Annotated in this window: 14 protein-coding genes, 3 tRNA genes and 1 pseudogene; 5 read left to right on the top strand and 13 right to left on the bottom strand. The window is 67.6% G+C overall.

The genetic code is table 11. The annotated features are described in order from the left end of the window. The 5 genes from LLH23_15920 to sigH form a co-directional block, all read right to left on the bottom strand. The coding region (locus LLH23_15920; protein ID MCE5239948.1) for a GTP-binding protein at positions 1-139 on the bottom strand (139 nt) is incomplete at its 3' end. A gap of 82 nt (positions 140-221) precedes the next feature. Then, positions 222-297 (bottom strand) — tRNA-Thr (locus tag LLH23_15915). Between the two features lie 7 nt (positions 298-304). Continuing rightward, a tRNA-Tyr gene (locus tag LLH23_15910) sits at positions 305-390 on the bottom strand. A 121-nt stretch (positions 391-511) separates the two neighbouring features. Beyond that, positions 512-587 (bottom strand) — tRNA-Thr (locus tag LLH23_15905). A 38-nt stretch (positions 588-625) separates the two neighbouring features. Then, positions 626-1267, bottom strand: a complete 642-nt coding sequence (sigH, locus tag LLH23_15900) for an RNA polymerase sporulation sigma factor SigH (GenBank protein MCE5239947.1) — start codon at positions 1265-1267, stop codon at positions 626-628. Between the two features lie 679 nt (positions 1268-1946). Between sigH and LLH23_15895 the strand changes: the two genes are divergently transcribed. The 3 genes from LLH23_15895 to LLH23_15885 all read left to right on the top strand — a co-directional run bounded on the left by LLH23_15895 (position 1947) and on the right by LLH23_15885 (position 5448). Next, positions 1947-3176 (top strand): ABC transporter substrate-binding protein, encoded by a 1230-nt coding sequence (locus tag LLH23_15895; GenBank protein MCE5239946.1) that lies wholly within the window; start codon positions 1947-1949, stop codon positions 3174-3176. Between the two features lie 132 nt (positions 3177-3308). Next, positions 3309-4196, top strand: a complete 888-nt coding sequence (locus LLH23_15890) for a branched-chain amino acid ABC transporter permease (protein ID MCE5239945.1) — start codon at positions 3309-3311, stop codon at positions 4194-4196. Between the two features lie 313 nt (positions 4197-4509). After that, positions 4510-5448 carry a branched-chain amino acid ABC transporter permease gene (locus LLH23_15885; GenBank protein ID MCE5239944.1) on the top strand — a complete coding sequence of 313 codons (939 nt, stop codon included), beginning with the start codon at positions 4510-4512 and terminating at the stop codon, positions 5446-5448. Positions 5449-5478: 30 nt separating this feature from the next. Here LLH23_15885 and bcp read toward each other — a convergent pair whose 3' ends face one another. From bcp to LLH23_15845, 8 genes are all read right to left on the bottom strand, one after another. Then, positions 5479-5952, bottom strand: coding sequence for a thioredoxin-dependent thiol peroxidase (gene bcp, locus LLH23_15880; GenBank protein MCE5239943.1), 474 nt, complete (start codon positions 5950-5952; stop codon positions 5479-5481). Positions 5953-5972: 20 nt separating this feature from the next. Beyond that, complete coding sequence (grpE, locus tag LLH23_15875; protein ID MCE5239942.1) at positions 5973-6554, bottom strand: nucleotide exchange factor GrpE; 582 nt, start codon at positions 6552-6554, stop codon at positions 5973-5975. A gap of 42 nt (positions 6555-6596) precedes the next feature. Then, positions 6597-8168, bottom strand: a complete 1572-nt coding sequence (locus LLH23_15870; GenBank protein MCE5239941.1) for a TCP-1/cpn60 chaperonin family protein — start codon at positions 8166-8168, stop codon at positions 6597-6599. 44 nt (positions 8169-8212) lie between these two features. Next, complete coding sequence (locus LLH23_15865) at positions 8213-8470, bottom strand: type II toxin-antitoxin system RelE/ParE family toxin (GenBank protein MCE5239940.1); 258 nt, start codon at positions 8468-8470, stop codon at positions 8213-8215. After that, positions 8457-8708: a hypothetical protein gene (locus LLH23_15860; protein MCE5239939.1), complete on the bottom strand. Its 252-nt coding sequence runs from the start codon at positions 8706-8708 to the stop codon at positions 8457-8459. The genes LLH23_15865 and LLH23_15860 overlap by 14 nt, the downstream gene beginning before the upstream one ends. Before the next feature lie 10 nt (positions 8709-8718). Then, positions 8719-9762 (bottom strand): heat-inducible transcriptional repressor HrcA, encoded by a 1044-nt coding sequence (gene hrcA / locus LLH23_15855; GenBank protein ID MCE5239938.1) that lies wholly within the window; start codon positions 9760-9762, stop codon positions 8719-8721. Positions 9763-9853: 91 nt separating this feature from the next. Continuing rightward, positions 9854-11293 (bottom strand): hypothetical protein, encoded by a 1440-nt coding sequence (locus LLH23_15850; protein ID MCE5239937.1) that lies wholly within the window; start codon positions 11291-11293, stop codon positions 9854-9856. A 232-nt stretch (positions 11294-11525) separates the two neighbouring features. Then, positions 11526-15080 (bottom strand): carbohydrate-binding family 9-like protein, encoded by a 3555-nt coding sequence (locus LLH23_15845; GenBank protein MCE5239936.1) that lies wholly within the window; start codon positions 15078-15080, stop codon positions 11526-11528. A 246-nt stretch (positions 15081-15326) separates the two neighbouring features. On the opposite strand from LLH23_15845, the pseudogene LLH23_15840 reads away from it, so the two are divergent. Both LLH23_15840 and raiA read left to right on the top strand, forming a co-directional pair. Next, positions 15327-15521: pseudogene (locus tag LLH23_15840) on the top strand (cold shock domain-containing protein). Between the two features lie 150 nt (positions 15522-15671). Continuing rightward, positions 15672-16247, top strand: a complete 576-nt coding sequence (gene raiA, locus LLH23_15835) for a ribosome-associated translation inhibitor RaiA (protein ID MCE5239935.1) — start codon at positions 15672-15674, stop codon at positions 16245-16247. The last annotated feature ends 187 nt before the right edge of the window (positions 16248-16434 follow it).

The raw sequence follows: 16434 nt of genomic DNA, 5'->3' as shown, positions 1-16434 counted from the left end.
AGTCCAGCGCCTTCGTGTTCGTCGTCACCGCCAGGCACTTGGTGATCGCCGACGTCAGCGTCGTCTTCCCGTGGTCCACATGACCGATCGTCCCCACATTCACGTGCGGCTTGTCGCGGACAAACTTCTCCTTGCCCATGGCAGTCCTCCCGGGTTGCTCCCGAACGTAGACAGGTCGCTAGGCCGCTGGGAGCTTCCTCCCACCGGCCTGCCGTTTTCGATGGAGCCCACGACCGGGGTCGAACCGGTGACCTTGTCCTTACCAAGGACACGCTCTGCCGACTGAGCTACGTGGGCTGGTTGGTGGTGGTGGGACGTGGATTCGAACCACGGAAGGCATTCGCCGACAGATTTACAGTCTGTTCCCTTTGGCCACTCGGGTATCCCACCACGGTAAGCCAGACCTCGGGTCACGCAGGACCCGAGGGGACTATTATAATAAAGCAGAGTCGGCCGTACGTCAAGGCCGACTCTGCGCTGGCAACACCATTTCCTCTAACCGGCTATGTACTGGAGCCGACGATCCGATTCGAACGGACGACCTAGGCATTACAAGTGCCTTGCTCTACCAACTGAGCTACGTCGGCCCCCGGTGTCCTGGCGGCGCTATCCGGCGCCTCGAGGCTTAGTTGCGCGAGGCGGCCAGACTGCGTCCCAGCTTCTTCTTGGCGCGCTGCAGGGCGTTGTCTACCTGCTTGATGCCGCAACGCAGCTCGCGCGCGATGTCGTGATACGAGCGGCCCTCGATGTAGCGGCGGAGGGCCTCCGCCTCCAGCGGTGAGAGCACCTGACGGATATGCCCGTCAACTTCGGTGCGGAACTCCCGGCACAGGAACAACTCCTGTGGGTCACTGGGGTGCTCTTCGACGAGCAACTCCCGCAGCGGGGGCTCATCGTCCTGCTCTGTGCACGGCAGCTCGACTGAGACATACGCATTGAGCAATGAGTGCTTGTGACGAGTTGCCGTCTTGACCGCCGTGATGATCTGGCGGGTGACACAGAGTTCGGCGAAGGAGCGGAACGCCGCGAGGTTCTCGCCGGAGAAGTCACGGATGGCCTTGAACAGGCCGATCATCCCCTCCTGGACCACGTCCTCATGGTCCGCGCCCAGAAGGAAATAGGACTTCGCCTTCCCCTCGACCAGATGCCGGTACTTCCGCAGAAGGTGCTCAGTGGCCCACAGGGAGCCTTTCTTGGCTTGTGCGACAACCTCCTCGTCTGCCATGCGATGTAGGACATATGTGCTGGCGAGGTTGCCTGCAGCCATACGCATCACCTCCGCGTCGGTACTGCGGGGACGTTCACAACCACTCCTGAACCGCCGAGGGGCCATTCCGGTCGCCGCCTCGCCGCCTGCGCTCACACCGTGGCTCCCGGGGTAGAATTGGCCCTCGGTTCCGACGTGCGTATCGCCTCCTTTCTCAGGTGCACCGGCCCCCCATACTGCAGCCATCACTGACTCTGTCAACACTGAGAATTATAGCCAGACTGCACTTTCCGGTCAATCACTATCACCTCCTCTCTACCCGCTGTGGACGCCCGCTAATCCTCCTTTTGCTCAGGATGTGCTCAGGTCGGCGGGTGGCCCTGCTCGGGCCCACACACGCCGACCGCCAGCCGCGTCGCGGGCTGGCCGGAGCGGGACGTGGACGAGGCAGAATGCGTAATATGGTTTTGTGTTTCAGGGCGTCTGCTGGGGCCATGGCCGTGCCGTATGGCTCACCTGCCGGGGGTCCGGAACAGGACGCAGCCACGAAATCCGCTTGCGCTATCGGAGGTTTGAAGGTTATCCTGCACGCGTGGGGGAAGAGGACGTGTGGTCTGGTCCAATAGTGCGGTCGCGGCCAGTGGGTCGCGGCGGCGGGCACGAGGCCTGCGTGCCGGGTCTCGTCACTCTGTGGAGACAGAGCGCCCGAATTCGATCCTCACCTAAGGAGGGTTGTTCGATGCGCCTGTCCGTGCCTGCTCTCGTCCTTGTCGTGCTGTGCGTCTTCGCCTTGCTGCTGACGGGGTGCCCCAAGCCCCAGCAGCCTCCTACTGCGCCCCCCATGCCGACCACCGGTGCCGGGGCCCCGCCCGGGCCGGGGCCGGCGGCGGGCGAGCCCCTCGTCATCGGCTGCATCTTCTCGGTCACCGGTCAGGCCGGAGCGCCGCTGGGTGAGCCGGAGAAGGCCACCGTCGAGATGATCGCCACGCAGATCAACGGCACTGGCGGCGTCAATGGCCGCCCCCTCAAGCTCGTCATCGAGGACGACGGCAGTGAGGAGTCCAAGGCCGTCCTCGCCGCCAAGAAACTCATTGAGCAGGACAAGGTCCTGGCCATTGTGGGCCCGACCCTGAGCGGTCCGAGCATGGCCATCATCAAGCCCTGCACCGACGCCGGCGTCCCTCTCTTCTCCTGCGCCGCCTCTGCCAAGATCACCAGCCCCATCGCCGAACGCAAGTGGGTCTTCTCCAGCGCCCAGACCGATGCTCTGGCTGTGGAGCGCCTGGTCGACCACCTGAAGGCCCAGCAGATCAAGACGGTCGGTATCATCTGCGACAGCAACAAGTTCGGCCAGAGCGGGGCGGAGCAGCTCAAAGCCCAGCTCCCCAAGGCCGGCGTCCAGATCGTGGATGAGGAGAAGTTCGCGAGCAAGGACACGTCGATGGTGGCCCAGCTCACCAAGATCAAGGCCAAGAACCCCGACGGCATCGTCTGCTGGGGCACCAATCCCGGTCCGGCGGTCGTCGCCAAGAACGCGGCCAGCCTCGGCCTGAAGTCCAAGCTCTTCATGAGCCACGGCATCGCCAACATGAAGTTCATCGAGCTGGCGGGCGCGGCGGCCGAGGGCGTCATCTTCCCGGCCGGCTACCTCACCGTGGCCGGCGAACTGCCCGACGGCAACCCGCAGAAGGCAGTCCTGACCAAGTACGCCGCCGACTTCCAGACCGCCACCGGCAAGCCTGCCAACACCTTTGGCGGCCACGCCTTTGATGCGCTGCAGATGGTCCTGGCGGCCATCAGGGCCGGTGCCACCGACCGGGTGAGTATCCGCAACGGCCTGGAGAAGATCAGCAACCACGCCGGCATCGGCGGTACGTTCAACCTGTCGGCCACCGACCACAATGGCCTGACCAAGGATGCCTTCGCCCTGGTCACCATCCAGGGCGGCAAGTGGACCCTCGTCAAGTAGCACCGTGGCTGGCCCTGCCGCCGGCCCGCATGATCTAGACGGCGGGGCTGCCGACCAGTCCTGTGGGAGGGCTCGACCGAGCCCTCCCACAACTCGTTCGGCGCCCCGGCCTCGTGTTGCCACGGAGCCGACATGTCTGCGGAGTTGCTGCAGTACATCCTGACAGGTCTGACCGTAGGCTGCGTGTATGCGCTCGTGGGCCTGGCCTTCACGATCATCTACAACGCCACCGGTGTCATCAACTTCGCGCAGGGCGAGTTCGTCGTCCTCGGCGCGCTGCTGTTCTACACGCTGCTGAGCGTGCTGCACCTGCCCCTGGCCGTCGCGCTGGTGCTCGCGGTCGTGGCGGTGGCCCTCCTGGGCCTGCTGATGGAGCGCCTGGCGATCCGGCCCCTGCGCCACGCGCCGGTCGTCGCCCTGGTCATCGTCACTGTCGGCGTCTCGGTCATCATCCGCGGGGCCGCACGGCTCATCTGGGGCCCCGACGCCTTCCCGGTGCCCGCCTTCTCGGGGGAAAAGTCGCTGTTCGTCGGCGGCGCCGCCATCCAGTCGCAGTACCTGTGGGTCGTCGGCCTGGCCGTGCTGGTGCTCGTGGGGGTGCGGTTGTTCTTCGACCGCACTGCCATCGGCAAGGCCATGCAGGCGTGCGCCATCAACTCCGAGGCGGCCCGCCTGTCGGGCATCAGCGTCGAGCGCATGGTGCAGCTCTCGTTCGCCCTCAGCGCCGGCGTGTCGGCCCTGGCCGGAGCCGTCATCTCCCCCATCACCTTCGCCGCCTATGACACCGGAACCGTGCTGGGCCTCAAGGGCTTCGCCGCGGCGATCATCGGCGGGCTGGGCAACGGGACCGGGGCCGTGTTCGGCGGCCTCGTGGTGGGTCTGCTCGAGAACCTGGGCACCGGTCTGGCGCCTGAGGGCGCCGCCGGCTTCCAGGACGCCTTCGCCTTCGTGGTGCTGGTGCTGATGCTGTTCCTGAAGCCGGAGGGCTTGCTGGGCAAGAAGAGAACGGAGGGACTCTAGGGCTCTGCCCACGGGATGGGCCTGTCCCCAGGATGGGCCTGTCCCCAGGATGGGTCTGTCCCCAGGATGGGTCTGTCCCCAGGATGGGTCTGTCCCCAGGATGGGTCTGTCCCCAGGAGGGGTCTGTCCCCAGGAGGGGTCTGTCCCCAGAGGGACCGCAGGTCCCGCAGGGGGCTGACCCCACCGTGAGCTAGCGTTTCATCTGCCAGTAGCGCGGGCGGCCTCGCCCGCGCGCGGCGGGGACGGGGCGACCTCTCCTGGACGCCACACCAGCCCCGCCACAAGCCGACGCCGTCCGCCACACCCACACGCCATGAACCGCCTCCTGCGCCACAACTGGTTGCTCCCGGTCCTCGGCCTGATCCTCCTCGCAGTGCCGCCGCTGACGCGCAGCCCCTACTACATGAGCATCGGCGTCTTCGTCGCCCTCCATGCCATGGTGGCCCTGGGCCTGGGACTGCTGCTGGGGTACGCGGGGCAAGTATCGCTGGGGCAGGCCGCCTTCTACGGCCTGGGGGCATACGGTTCGGCCATCCTGACGCTGCACTATCACTGGGACCCGTGGCTGGCCCTCGCCGGGGCGGCCGTCATCACCGGCCTGGCAGCCTACCTGATCGGCCAGCCGACGCTGAAGCTGCACGGCAACTACCTGGCGATGGCCACGTTGGGGCTGGGGATCATCGTGAGGATCCTCTTCAACGAGGGGGGGGAGTTCACGGGTGGCCCGTCCGGGTTGCCAGGCATCCCGGACCTGCGCCTCGGCCCGCTGGCGATCAGGGACGACCTGCGCATGTACCTGCTCGTCTGGCCGGTGCTGTGTCTGCAGGTGCTGCTGGCGAGCAACCTGCTCCGCTCGCGGCTGGGGCGCTGCCTGCGGGCCATTCACTACAGCGAGATCGCCGCCGGCAGTTGTGCCATTGACACCGGCCGGGCCAAGGTGATGGTCTTCGTCTTCAGCGCCGTGTGCGCGTCGGTGGCCGGCAGCCTCTACGCCCACTACGTCAAGTTCGTGAACCCCGAGCCGTTCAGCTTCGCGTTTTCCATCGAGCTGGTGGTGATGGTGATCGTCGGCGGGGCCGGCACGCTCCTGGGCCCCATCATCGGCACGGCCGTGCTGACGGTGATCACGCAGGTGCTGGTGGCGGTGGGCGGGCGCTACCCGGTGGTCAAGGACCTGGATGTCGTGATCTTCGGCTTGCTCCTGGTCGCGATCCTGATCGTCCGCCAACGCAAAGGCGCCCCCCGCCACTAGCAGCGAAGGGCGCCCGGGGCACACCGCAGCCTACGCCAGCTGCCGCACGAACTCCAGCACCTCGTCGGCGTGCTCGTTAACCTTCACCTTGCGCCAGACGCGGCGGATGAGGCCGCTCCGGTCAATGACGAACGTGCTGCGCTCCACGCCCATCTTCCTCTTGCCGTACATGTTCTTCTCTTTCCACACCCCGTAGGCTTGCGCCACCAGCGCGCCGGCATCCGAGAGCAGCGGGAAGCTCAGTTCGTGCTTGGCGACGAACTTGGCGTGTGAGTCCAGGCTGTCCACACTGACACCCAGGATCGCCGCTCCGGCTTCGTTGAACTCCTCGTGCAGGTCACGGAAGCTGCAGGCTTCCTGGGTGCAGCCCGGCGTCATGTCCTTGGGGTAGAAATAGAGCACCAGGTGCTGGCGACCCAGGAAATCCGCCAGCGCGATCGTCCCGCCCGTGCTGGCCGGCAGCTCGAACGCCGGTGCCTTGTCTCCCTCATGCAGTTCGCCCATTGCCCGCTCCCTGTCCCCACCTAGTGTGGCGCCACCGCCACGCGCACCTTGGCCGGGCGGATGACCCGGCCGCTGAGAGTGTAGCCCGGCAGCGCCTCGCCCACGATCGTCCCTTCCCCCACCTCGTCGGTCTCCACGCGCTCGACCGCGTCGTGCAGTGCCGGATCGAAGGCCTGCCCCGTGGTCGTCATGCGGGCCACGCCAAAGTGGCCCAGGGCGGCGATGAACTGCTGTTGCACCATGCAGACGCCGCGCAGCAGGTTCTCCGCTGCGTCACCCTCGACGGTGCAGCCGGTGGCACGCTCGAAGTTGTCCAGCACGGGCAGCAACTCCAGGATCAACTGCTCGTTGGCGTACTGCAACTGCTGCGCGCGCTCCTCCGCGGACCGACGGCGGAAGTTCTGCAGGTCCGCCACAGCGCGCAGATGGGCCTCGCGGACCTCCGCCAGTTCGGCCTCGAGCGCCGCCAGCAGGTCGTCGGACCGGCTGGCGTCGCCGGCCTCTTCGGCGCTGTCGTCAGGCGGGGTCGCGACGTCGCCCTGCGGCTCATCGTCGGTGATGGGGATGCGCTTCCCCTGTTGTTTGTCGTTCTTGTCGAACATCCAGTCTTCTCCTCCACAGCGCGAGCGGGCGGATGGCCCCGCTCACCGTTCACCGTTCGCGGCCTCGTCGGGCCGCTCGTCTCGTCTCCTGATGACCGTGGCGATCCGCAGCACGGCCGTTGCGATCTCCCCGGCGGCCTGCAGGGCATAGAGCTTCACCGGCGCGGCATCCACCACGCCCAGGGCCAGCATGTCCGCCGTCTCGCCGGTATCGCAGTCTACGCCGATGGCCGCTCCAGGCTGCGCCCGAGCCACCACCTCTTCGACCTTCTCCAGCGGGTTGTAGCCGGCGTTGGCCACGATCTGCGCCAGAGGCCGCTTCAGCGCCTCACTGACACAGTCCAGCCCATAGGCCGCCATGCCCGCCGCGCCCTTGCGGGCTGCCAGCACTGCCGGAAGGGCGGCGATCTCCGCGGCGCCGCCGCCGGGCAGCAACCCGCCCTGTAGCGCCGCCTGCACCGCCGCCGCGGCATCCTCGGCGATCCGTAGCCGCTCCTGGCGCACCTCCGCCGTTGCCGCGCTGACGATGATCGTCGCCGTGCCCTCGCCGCTGCCGCCCGTGATGCGGATATGCCCGTGCCGTTCGTCCTCGGCCACGCGCTCGGCACGGCCGAGACAGGGAGCCAGTTCCGCGACAGGCCGCCGCAGCGCCGAACGCTTCAGCGGCCGCGCGCCGGTGTGTCGGGCGATCTCGGCCATGTCGCGCCGCGTCAGCCGTCGCACCGCCAGCACGCCCTGCTCGCCCAGCGCCTCCTCAGCCGCCTCGGCGATGCCCCGCTGGGTCATCACGCAATTGACCTGCAGTTCGGCCAGCTTGCCCAGTTGGTCGAGAAAGTCACGCTGCAGGTCCAGATAGCGCTGGAAGCCGGCCTCGGTGGCCAGTGCCTCCGGCTCGATCTCCTCAGGTTCCAGCGCATCATCTAGTAACAACAGACGCGCCGGTGCGACCTCCAGCGGCATCTGCTTGCTCAGGCGCTGCTTCTCGATCAGCAGGCCGTCGAGCACCTCATTGTCGGCCCCCTCGATGGCCGTCAAGCGCCCGCCCAGGCGGAACGCCGGGTCGTGCAGGAGCTTATCCGCCGGGAGACGCCGGGCAGCTTGCAGCACCAGGTCGGCCAGGTCAGCCTGCCCCCGCCCTGCCACCAGCGCCGCCTGCCGCAGCAGCGGATCATCCAGCGTCACAGGTCGCGCCGCCTCGCGCAGGGCCTGCAGCGCCGCCGCAAGGCCCAGGCGCAGCCCCTCGATGACGCGCGTGACCGGCACACCGCGTTGCACCTGCTTGACGCCCTCGGCCACCAGCGCCGCCGCCAGGATCGTCGCGGTGGTGGTGCCGTCGCCGACCTGCTCGTCCTGCGCCCGCGCGGTGGCAATGAGCAGCCGGGCAGCCGGATGGTTGACCTCGATCTCCTGCAGGATGGTGGAGCCGTCGTTGGTGATGGTCACCTCGCCGCCACGCCCCACGAGCATGGAGTCCAGCCCGCGGGGCCCGAGGGTGCCCTCCACCGCCGCCGCCACGGCCGCGATGGCCGCGGCGTTGCTCTGCAGCGCCGAGAGGCGCTCCTCGCGCTCGGCCGAGGCGTTCCGACGCGCCTGTTCACCGTCTGAGGGGGTCATGGGGGATCCTTACCTGAACGCTGCGAGGTACCAGTGTAAGCCGGTCAGTAGATGGTCTGGCGCGATCCGGTGCGCGTCACAGTGATGAGCTTCTGCTTCGTGTTCACGGAGAAGAGTGCACGGTAGTTCCCGACGCGCAGGCGCCAGAGGCCCTCGAGGGGGCCAGAGAGCTTACGTACATCGCGGCCGTGGTTGGGCCAGTCTGCCAGGCGTCCAATGGCATCAAGCAGACGACGCGCTACCCCTTCGGGGAACTCCGCCAACTCCGCCATGGCCCGGTCACTGATACTAACCCTGTACATGACGGGCCTCAAGTCGCCGGCGAGCCTCTTCGAGCGTCACAGTACCAGAGAAGTCACCGGCCTCGACGCGCTTCACCAGCGCCAGGTCGTCCTCGATGTCTGCCACATCGAGCAGCAGATCCAGGTCATTCTCCTGTGCTAGGAACTCGATGAAATCAAGCGCTGTCTTCCGGTTCCTCGCTGGGAGGAGCCGGAGTATCTGGGCAGCTCGCTCGATGCGCTTGTCTACCGCGGCCATTTTGATCCTCCTATCTCCCCAACTGCGACAGGGCTTCCGACAGCTTCCGCGCGACGAAGGCCACGGCGCCCATGGCCCGGCGGTAGTCCATCCGCGTCGGGCCGAAAATGCCGACGACCCCGTGCGCCCGCCCGTACGGGTACGGGCTGGCCACGAGGCTGCACTCCGCCATGGCCTCCACCTGGTGCTCACGGCCGATGGTGACGGTCATCGAGGGGCTGTCCACCGCCGCCTGCAGCACGCGGCGCAGCGACGAGTGCTCGTCGAGGGTGCGCATGAACGCCCGCAGGCGTTCGCGCTCCCCGAACTCCGGCTCGTCCAGGATGTAGCTGGTCCCCTCGACGTAGACCTCGGTCGAGTCATCGGTGGCCGCCGCCTGGGCGATGGCCGTCAGCAGGCTCTCGGGCACCACCTGGTCCTTCAGATACGGCCGCAGGGCCTGCAGGCTCAACTGGCTCAGCAGGCTCACCCGCCGCCCGGTCAGCACCCGGTCCAACGCCTCCGACAGCGCCGTGAGTTGCGCCGCCGTCACCGGCTCGCCGGTGCCCAGCAGGTGATGGCGCTCCTGGCCGTCCGAGGTCGCGTAGGTTAGCAGCACATTGGTGGCACTCACCGGCTGCAGGCCGATGCGCTGGAGGGTCGGTTCCTCGACCGGAGGCAAGGTCGCGACGGCGGGATGGGAGGTCAGGCGCGCCAGCAGCCGCGAGGTCTGCCGGAGCAGCTCGTGCGGCTCGCGGCCCAGCCGGCGGTACTCGCCCTCGATCCAGCCTGCCGTCTGGGGCTCCGGCGCTTCCGAGGTCGTCAGGTAGTTCACATAGACGCGGTAGGCGCTGTCGCACGGCACACGCCCGGCGGAGGTGTGCGGCTGGTACAGATAACCGGCGTGCTCCAACTCCACCATCTCGTTGCGAATGGTGGCCGTGCTGGCCTGCACGCCATAGGTCTCGCGCACGACCTGCGAGCCCACCGGCTCGCGGGTCTGCACATGCTCGCGCACGATGGCCAGCAGGATCTGCGTCTGCCGTTCGGACAGGGGCGCAGCAAAGCGCGTCACAGCGGCTCCTACCTCCGTCACGGGCTGGGGAGCCCGCGAATCGAGCATAGCATTGACCGGAATGGCCCGTCAAGCGAGGGCGATGTCTCGATCAGACATCTACCCCATAGATGGTCCCGTCGCGCACCTCCAGCCGCACGATCACGGCGTCATACCGGTATGGCTCGGTCGTGCGGCCGTCGCCCCAGCGCAGCACGTGGGCCGTGCTGTCGCCGGTCATCGGGAGCGACTCATGCAGATTATACCCCTCCAGCGCGCGCCCGAACGTATCGCGCAGCTCGGCGCGCAGTTCGCCCCGAATGTCGGCGTCCACGGCGAGGGCCGCCACGCCGGGAAGGCACTTGATCTCCAGCGCGCCCACGGCCCGCTCGGTGGTCTTCAGCCCGGCCAGCCGGCGTTTGGGCAGCCGTGCGGCCATGATGCCGTGGCGCATCTGCGTGATCCCGTCGGGCAATTGCTGGTTGTGCTTCCAGTTCCCGCCGTCGTAGATCATCAGCCAATCGTCGCCATACGGCAGCAGCCGGTTGGTGGGGTAGATGGAGTAGTAGTCTACTGCCTCGATGCTCCCGCGCGGAATGAAGCCCCCTCGTAGCGGGCGCTGCCAGTGCCGACCGTCGCGGCTGAAGCATAGCTCCACATCCATGGTCTGTTCCCAGCAGCGGTAGTGGCCCAGCATCCCCAGCCGCCACTCGTCCACCTCGTGCACAGCCAGGTGGTAGAACTGCAGGTGCGGCGTGTCCAGTTCGTCGGGGATGTTGATGAGTTCCGGGTCGCTCCACAGCAGGCCGTTCTCGCTCGTGCGCCGGTGCATCACGCGGCGGATCTGCGGGGCGTTGTCATGGGGCACGTAGTGACCGGACTGGGCGTCATTGGGCACCAGCCACACCGAGTACATCTCGAACAGGCGCAGGCGCTCGTTGTAGTACACGAAGGTTGCGTCGTTGCTCCGGCGGCGCTTGGCCTCCAGGAAGGGCACGGTCCGCTCGGCCTCAAAGTCCTCGCGCGGCACGGGCGCGGTCAGCCCAGCGGCAAAGCCCGACTGCCCCACATTGAAGTCCGAGGGGTGGAAGAGGCAGGGGTCGTCCAGGTTGACGATAGTGAAGTCTACGCCGTTGTCGCTGTCGCAGGCGACATAGCGGGCGCGGCCCTTGTAGTGGCCGTGCCACCAGCAGTACAGGCGCACGCGGCCATCAGGCAGGATCACCACCTGCGGCTGGACCATCTTCTCCTCGACCGGCAGCCCGGCGGGATGGATGAAGCCATCCCCGCCGAGGGCCACGCGCTCCCAGTGCCAGCCGTCACTGCTCTCGGCCAGACCGAGGCGGTACTCGCGCTCCGGGAGGGCGCCCAGGTCGGAGTAGTACAGCCGCCACCCGCTCTGCCACGGAACGAGCGCGCCGCAGAACGTCGAGCGGCGATGCGTCTCGGGGCCCTGCGGGAAGTCCACCTCGCCCAGCTTCTCCACGGGCGCGGGCGCCAGTGCGAGGTTCTGTCGGCGCAGGATGTCCTGGTCGTCATAGAAGCGGATCATGTGCGCCTCCAATGGCAGACGGCGTCCTCACCCCGCAGACTGCTGCGCAGTCTGAAGCCTCGTCCGCGATACGGCCGCGGGCTCCGGGGAGGGGGGCCTCATGCGACCGCATGGTGGCTTCGCAGCCACGGAGCGTCATCCGACAGCCCCTCTCCGGAGCGCTCAGCCTCACCGAGCGCGAGGGAGAGGGGTAGGGGTGAGGACGCCGTTCACCGCGTCCAGTTGCTCACCCTCAGAACGGCCCCGGCACCTTCGTGACCGTGGTCTTGGCCGTGGCCAGACGCGCGCTGCCGCTCTTGAGGATCGTCTCGAGGCGGTACGCCCCTGCCGGCAGCCCCGCCAGGTTCACCCCGACATCGAGCCGCTCGTTGTTCAGTGGCAGGGCCTGGCTGCGCATTGGTGTCGTGCCGCCGGCCCGGAACAGCGCCACCGTCAGCGTCGCCTTGTCCGCGAGGGCCTCGTCCAGGTTGATCTCGGCGTGCAGGAAGCCGATGTCGTCGCTCAGGTAGTACAGGTTGGGCCGCAGTGTCATCGCCAGGGCCGGCAGGACCTTCTGCTCCAGGGCGCGCTCGGCGTACGTGCGCCCTGTGTCGGCGTCCTTGACCGTCAGACGCAACGCGACCGGATCGTGGTCGCTGGTGACTTCGTAGGGGAGCACCACCGTCTCCTGCTTGCCCGGCGCCAGCGCCAGCGGGCCCTTCTGCCGGTACAGCGCCACCTTCTTGCCCTGCTTCCAGTCCACGATCACCACGAAGTTGTGCGGAGCGGTGTCCTCGTTGCGCACCGTGGCGGCCAGCTCATTCACGCCCAACACGCCGCGACCGATCTTGAAGTCCACGAGCGTGCTGCCGCCGATGGTGGCGACGCCGAAGCGATCGGGATGCGCAAAGCCCTGGCCGGTGGGCGACCAGCACGACAGCTCCAGGCTCTCCAGCGGCCGGCGCTCGCGGCAGACGTTGAGGCCAAAGACGCTGCCCGTCAGCCCCAGCGACCCCAGCGGGACGCCCAGCTCCACCGTCCAGCGCCGCTTCTCCTTGTCCACCCTCGCCCCGCGCTGCAGTGCCGGCTTCCAGGCCTTGTCGCGCGGGTTGTTCAGGTACACCTTGCCGAGCGAGTTGATGACGATCTGGACGAACTCCTGGCGGCCGAAGGTGGGGTCTACGAACAGCTCCAGGCAGTCGTCAGCCCACACCTGTCCGCCGTCGTTGCCCACCCGGGCGGTGATGTTGGCGATGTTCTCCTCGGCCAGGTCGGCGCTCAGGTACAGGTTGGCGCTGTCGGCGCACAGGCGCACGGTGGTCTGCTGGCTGGGAGCGTCGTTGCCCTCCATGCGGACGAAGGGCTCCAGCTTCGCCGCCTTCTGCCACACGGCGTCAGACAGGTCGCCGTCGCACGTGGGCGGGGTGCTCACCACCGGGATGGCGACCTGCTTCTGGGCGCTCAGGCGGCTGCCGGCGCGTTCCTGGGGCGGCCGGCTCCAGGTGGGGGTGTCCAGGAACCCCCGCGTGGGCGGGCGCGTCGCCACGCCCGCAGACGCGGACGCCCCGGTCGCGCGGCTGGCGGCAGGGATCTCCCCCAGCGCCGCCATGATGTCCATGGTCGCGGCCGCAAGCTGCCAGCGCGCCTTGTCATACATCTCCAGGTCCCAGCCATTGGGCAGCTTCAGGTTGCCGTGCAGGATCTTGGTCCCATTCGGGCCGGGCAGCTCCTGGGCGAAGCGCGCGGTGCCGCGGGTCTGGGGCTCGTACTGCAGACCGGCGAGGACCGCGTTCAGCGCCGCCTTGCCGGCCTGCGCGGCCCGGCGAGCGGCCACCGAGCGGGAACCCTCGGCCCGGCCGATGGCCCGCTGCAGCGTATGGGCGTACTTGAAGTCATCCACTCCGGCGCGGGCGCCCTCCCAGCCGGTGGACGGCCCGCCCACCTCACCCAGCTCGGGCAGCGGCGGGTAGACGTGCATCCAGCTTCCCGTCTTGGCGTCCTGGTCGTCATACGGGTTGCCGGCGAAGGAGACATAGGCCCAGTTGAACGTGCCCCGGGCGCCGGCGCGGAGCTGGTAGAAGCCGTTGCAGTACCGGCCCATCTCCGGCCGGTAGGACTCGACATCATTGTTGTAGGACGTGATGATCTTCCCTGCGGCCTGGGCCTTCTTCATCGCCTCCGGCGTCGGCACCGTCCCGTTGCCGTTCCAGACATCGGAGTACGGGCCGGCCTCGGAGATGAAGTAGGCGTCCACCGGGCCGTCCTCTTCGGTGCGCTGGCCGGGGATCTCCTTGAGCCACTTGAGGCAGGACACGTTGCGCGCCCGCTCGTCCGGCCCCTGCCAGCCGGGCTCATCCACCGGCTGCACGATGACTTCCGGCCAGCCCCGCTCCTTGTGCAGCTTCGCCATGGCGATCCAGAAGCTCTTGTAGGTGGCGATGTACTCGGGCGTCCCGAAGGGGTACTTCCCGGCGGCCGTCTGCGCGGTGTCGTTGAGCTGGATGATGGGCATGGGGAAGCCGAGGGCCTTGTAGGTCTCCATCGTCTTGGTGTACAGGCCGTCGGGCTTGAGCTTCAGGGCGACGTTCGTGCCCTCCACGGCGAACTCATCGCCCTCCGGGCCATAGCACAACCCCAGGGAGGTCATGCCGTGCTCGCGCTGGTCGGTCAGCTCGCGCTCGACCGCGGCCAGCTCCTCCTGCGGCGTCTTGACGAACTTGGGCTTCAGATAGTACTCGCCAAAGAACATGTGCTTGGGCTCAGCCAGCCGGTAGGGCAGGACGCGCACCTGCAGCGGCACGGCGACGGCCTGGCCCTGCGTCGGCTTCACCGTCAGCTGCCCGCGGTACAGCCCCGGGGCCTGGTTGGCCGGAATGGCGACATTCACCCAGAAGAGCTGCGTCCGGTTCGCAGGCACGTTCACATACTCGCGCCGCTCCAGGACGGTCGGCATGTCCTTGATGTAGTAGTCGGAGGCGTAGACGAGGCGCTTATCGCGCGAGCTGACCGGGTAGATGCGCAGGGCCTCAGCCGGCAACTGCTTGCTGCCGGCGGCCAGCGCGGCGGGCGCCACGGCCGTCTGCCCCAGGTCCTTCAGGGCACGCACACAGAACGTGACCGGCACGGTCTGGCCGGGACAGCCGAACACGGCCAGGGAGGGCGACAACTCCTGGGGCAAGGGGCGGCTGGTGGGGAAGACGGTGCTCAGCCAGGGCCGCGCGAAGACGACGTAGCCGCGCGCCCGGTCCTCGTCGGTGGTGGCGGGCTCGGGGTTCGTCTCCTCAAACACCATCGCCTTGAACAGGGCGCTCAGGGCCTCCAGGCGGAAGTTGTCGAAGTAGACGACGAAGTCGCGCCGTGGCATGCGGAAGTAGGGGTAGATCTTCGCCATGCGCTTCATGTCCAGGTTGAAGCGCGAGGCGCTCAGCCATATCTCGATCTGGTTCGCCCCGGGCTTCAGGCTGGCCCCGGTGAACTCGCTCTTACCGGCCTCGTCGTCGAGGCGGAGGCTGAGGGCGATCGGGAAGTCCTGCGGGTTGAAGACATCGAAGGACAGGACGGCGGCTTGCGAGAGGTCCTTGTTGGCAGGCCGGTAGGTCAAGCCCGGCCAGGTGTCGGTGGTGGAGCCTTTGACCGTGACCTGGAGGCTATACTGGCCGTCGGTGGCGTGCTCCTTGGACTGCTCGGCCCGTAGCCCCCCCGGCTGCAGGACGGCCATCTCCGCCGCGGTCTCAAACGACGTGATCTTCTGGGCCGTTGCCAGGTTGCTGAGCAGCAGGCAAGTGGCGAGCAGGACGTACCGAGCCATGGAGCACACCTCGATCGGCAGGAGTCGGGCCGGGGCGCACCAGAGGCGCCCCGGCCCCGTCTGAGGACTAACAGGAGCGTGTTTCCCCGCCGACAGGCCCAACTCCTGCGCCCGGGGAACAGTCGGGGCGGAACGGGTGTTATAGCCCTCGCGGGGCCACGCGCTCGTGGTTGACAAGACGACCTGTTTGTAATAGAGTTCCCTTAGGCTTCACGTATCTTTGCCGCGCGCCGGGAGGCGAGTGACATGCGCGGCACGGTCAAGTGGTTTGATCCGAAAAAGGGCTACGGGTTCATCCAGTGTCCGGGCGAAGAGGACATCTTCGTGCACTACTCGTCCATTCGCCAACGCGGGTTCAAGACACTCGACGACGGTGAAGAGGTGGAGTTCGAGATCTTCATGAGCGAGCGTGGACCGCAGGCGATGAATGTCTCGAGGCTTGGGGGCGGCGATGCGTGGCAACGACCGGTGACGGACACCAGCCAGGAGCCCTGGTAGAGACAACTGGTGATGGCCCAACAGCGGCCCACTTCTGCCTCCTCAAAGCAGGCACGAAGGGGGCTAGTTTTGTTCTAGAGGAGACCGACAGGAATGAGGATTGACTTTCAGGGGCTGAATGACTATGTGCTTGAGCCGCGTTTCACCGACCATGCCCGGCCCCGGCTCGAGAGCCTGGCTCACTTCAGCGGTCGCCTACGTGACACGCGCGTCACCGTGGAGGTCGTGCGCGGCCGCTACACCGTGGAGATCACCTGCGATGTGGACGGTCTGGTGCTGCGCGCCGAGACCGTCAACAACGACCAACTGGAAGCCTTCGACGAGGCCCTCGACCGGCTCGAGCGACAACTGGTGCGCTACAAGCAGAAGCTGGTGCGCCGCCGCAAGCAGGGCCCCCGCCGGGGCGAGGCCCCCGGCCAGGGCGCGGTGCCCGAGCCCGAGCCGGAGCCCGCGGATGAAGAGGAAGCGGGGCTCGAGGAGTTCAAGATCGTCCGCGTCAAGGCCCACGAACTCAAGCCCATGTCCCCCCAGGAAGCCGTGCTGCAGATGGAGCTGGTCGGCCACGACTTCTACGTCTTCTACGATGACACGGCTCGCCGCGTCGGGGTCGTCTACAAGCGCAAGAGCGGCGACTACGGCCTCATCGAGCCGGAAGTCGGCCAGGAGTAGCGGCGAGATTCATCGCGCCCACACATGCCTCACGTAGCGGCGCGATTCATCGCGCCCATACATGCTTCTCAGCCCGGGGCGCGGTCTGCCGCGCCCCTGCATCGTTTCCGGGCGCAGTGAACTGCGCCGCTACGCCTGACTGAGGTCTGTGGAGGCAAGACAACAGCCCGTGGGTGTCGCGTCGTGT

The organism is bacterium (assembly GCA_021372615.1).
In the GTDB taxonomy this organism is placed as follows: domain Bacteria; phylum Armatimonadota; class Zipacnadia; order Zipacnadales; family UBA11051; genus JAJFUB01.
This window is presented reverse-complemented; position numbering and strand designations above follow the sequence as displayed.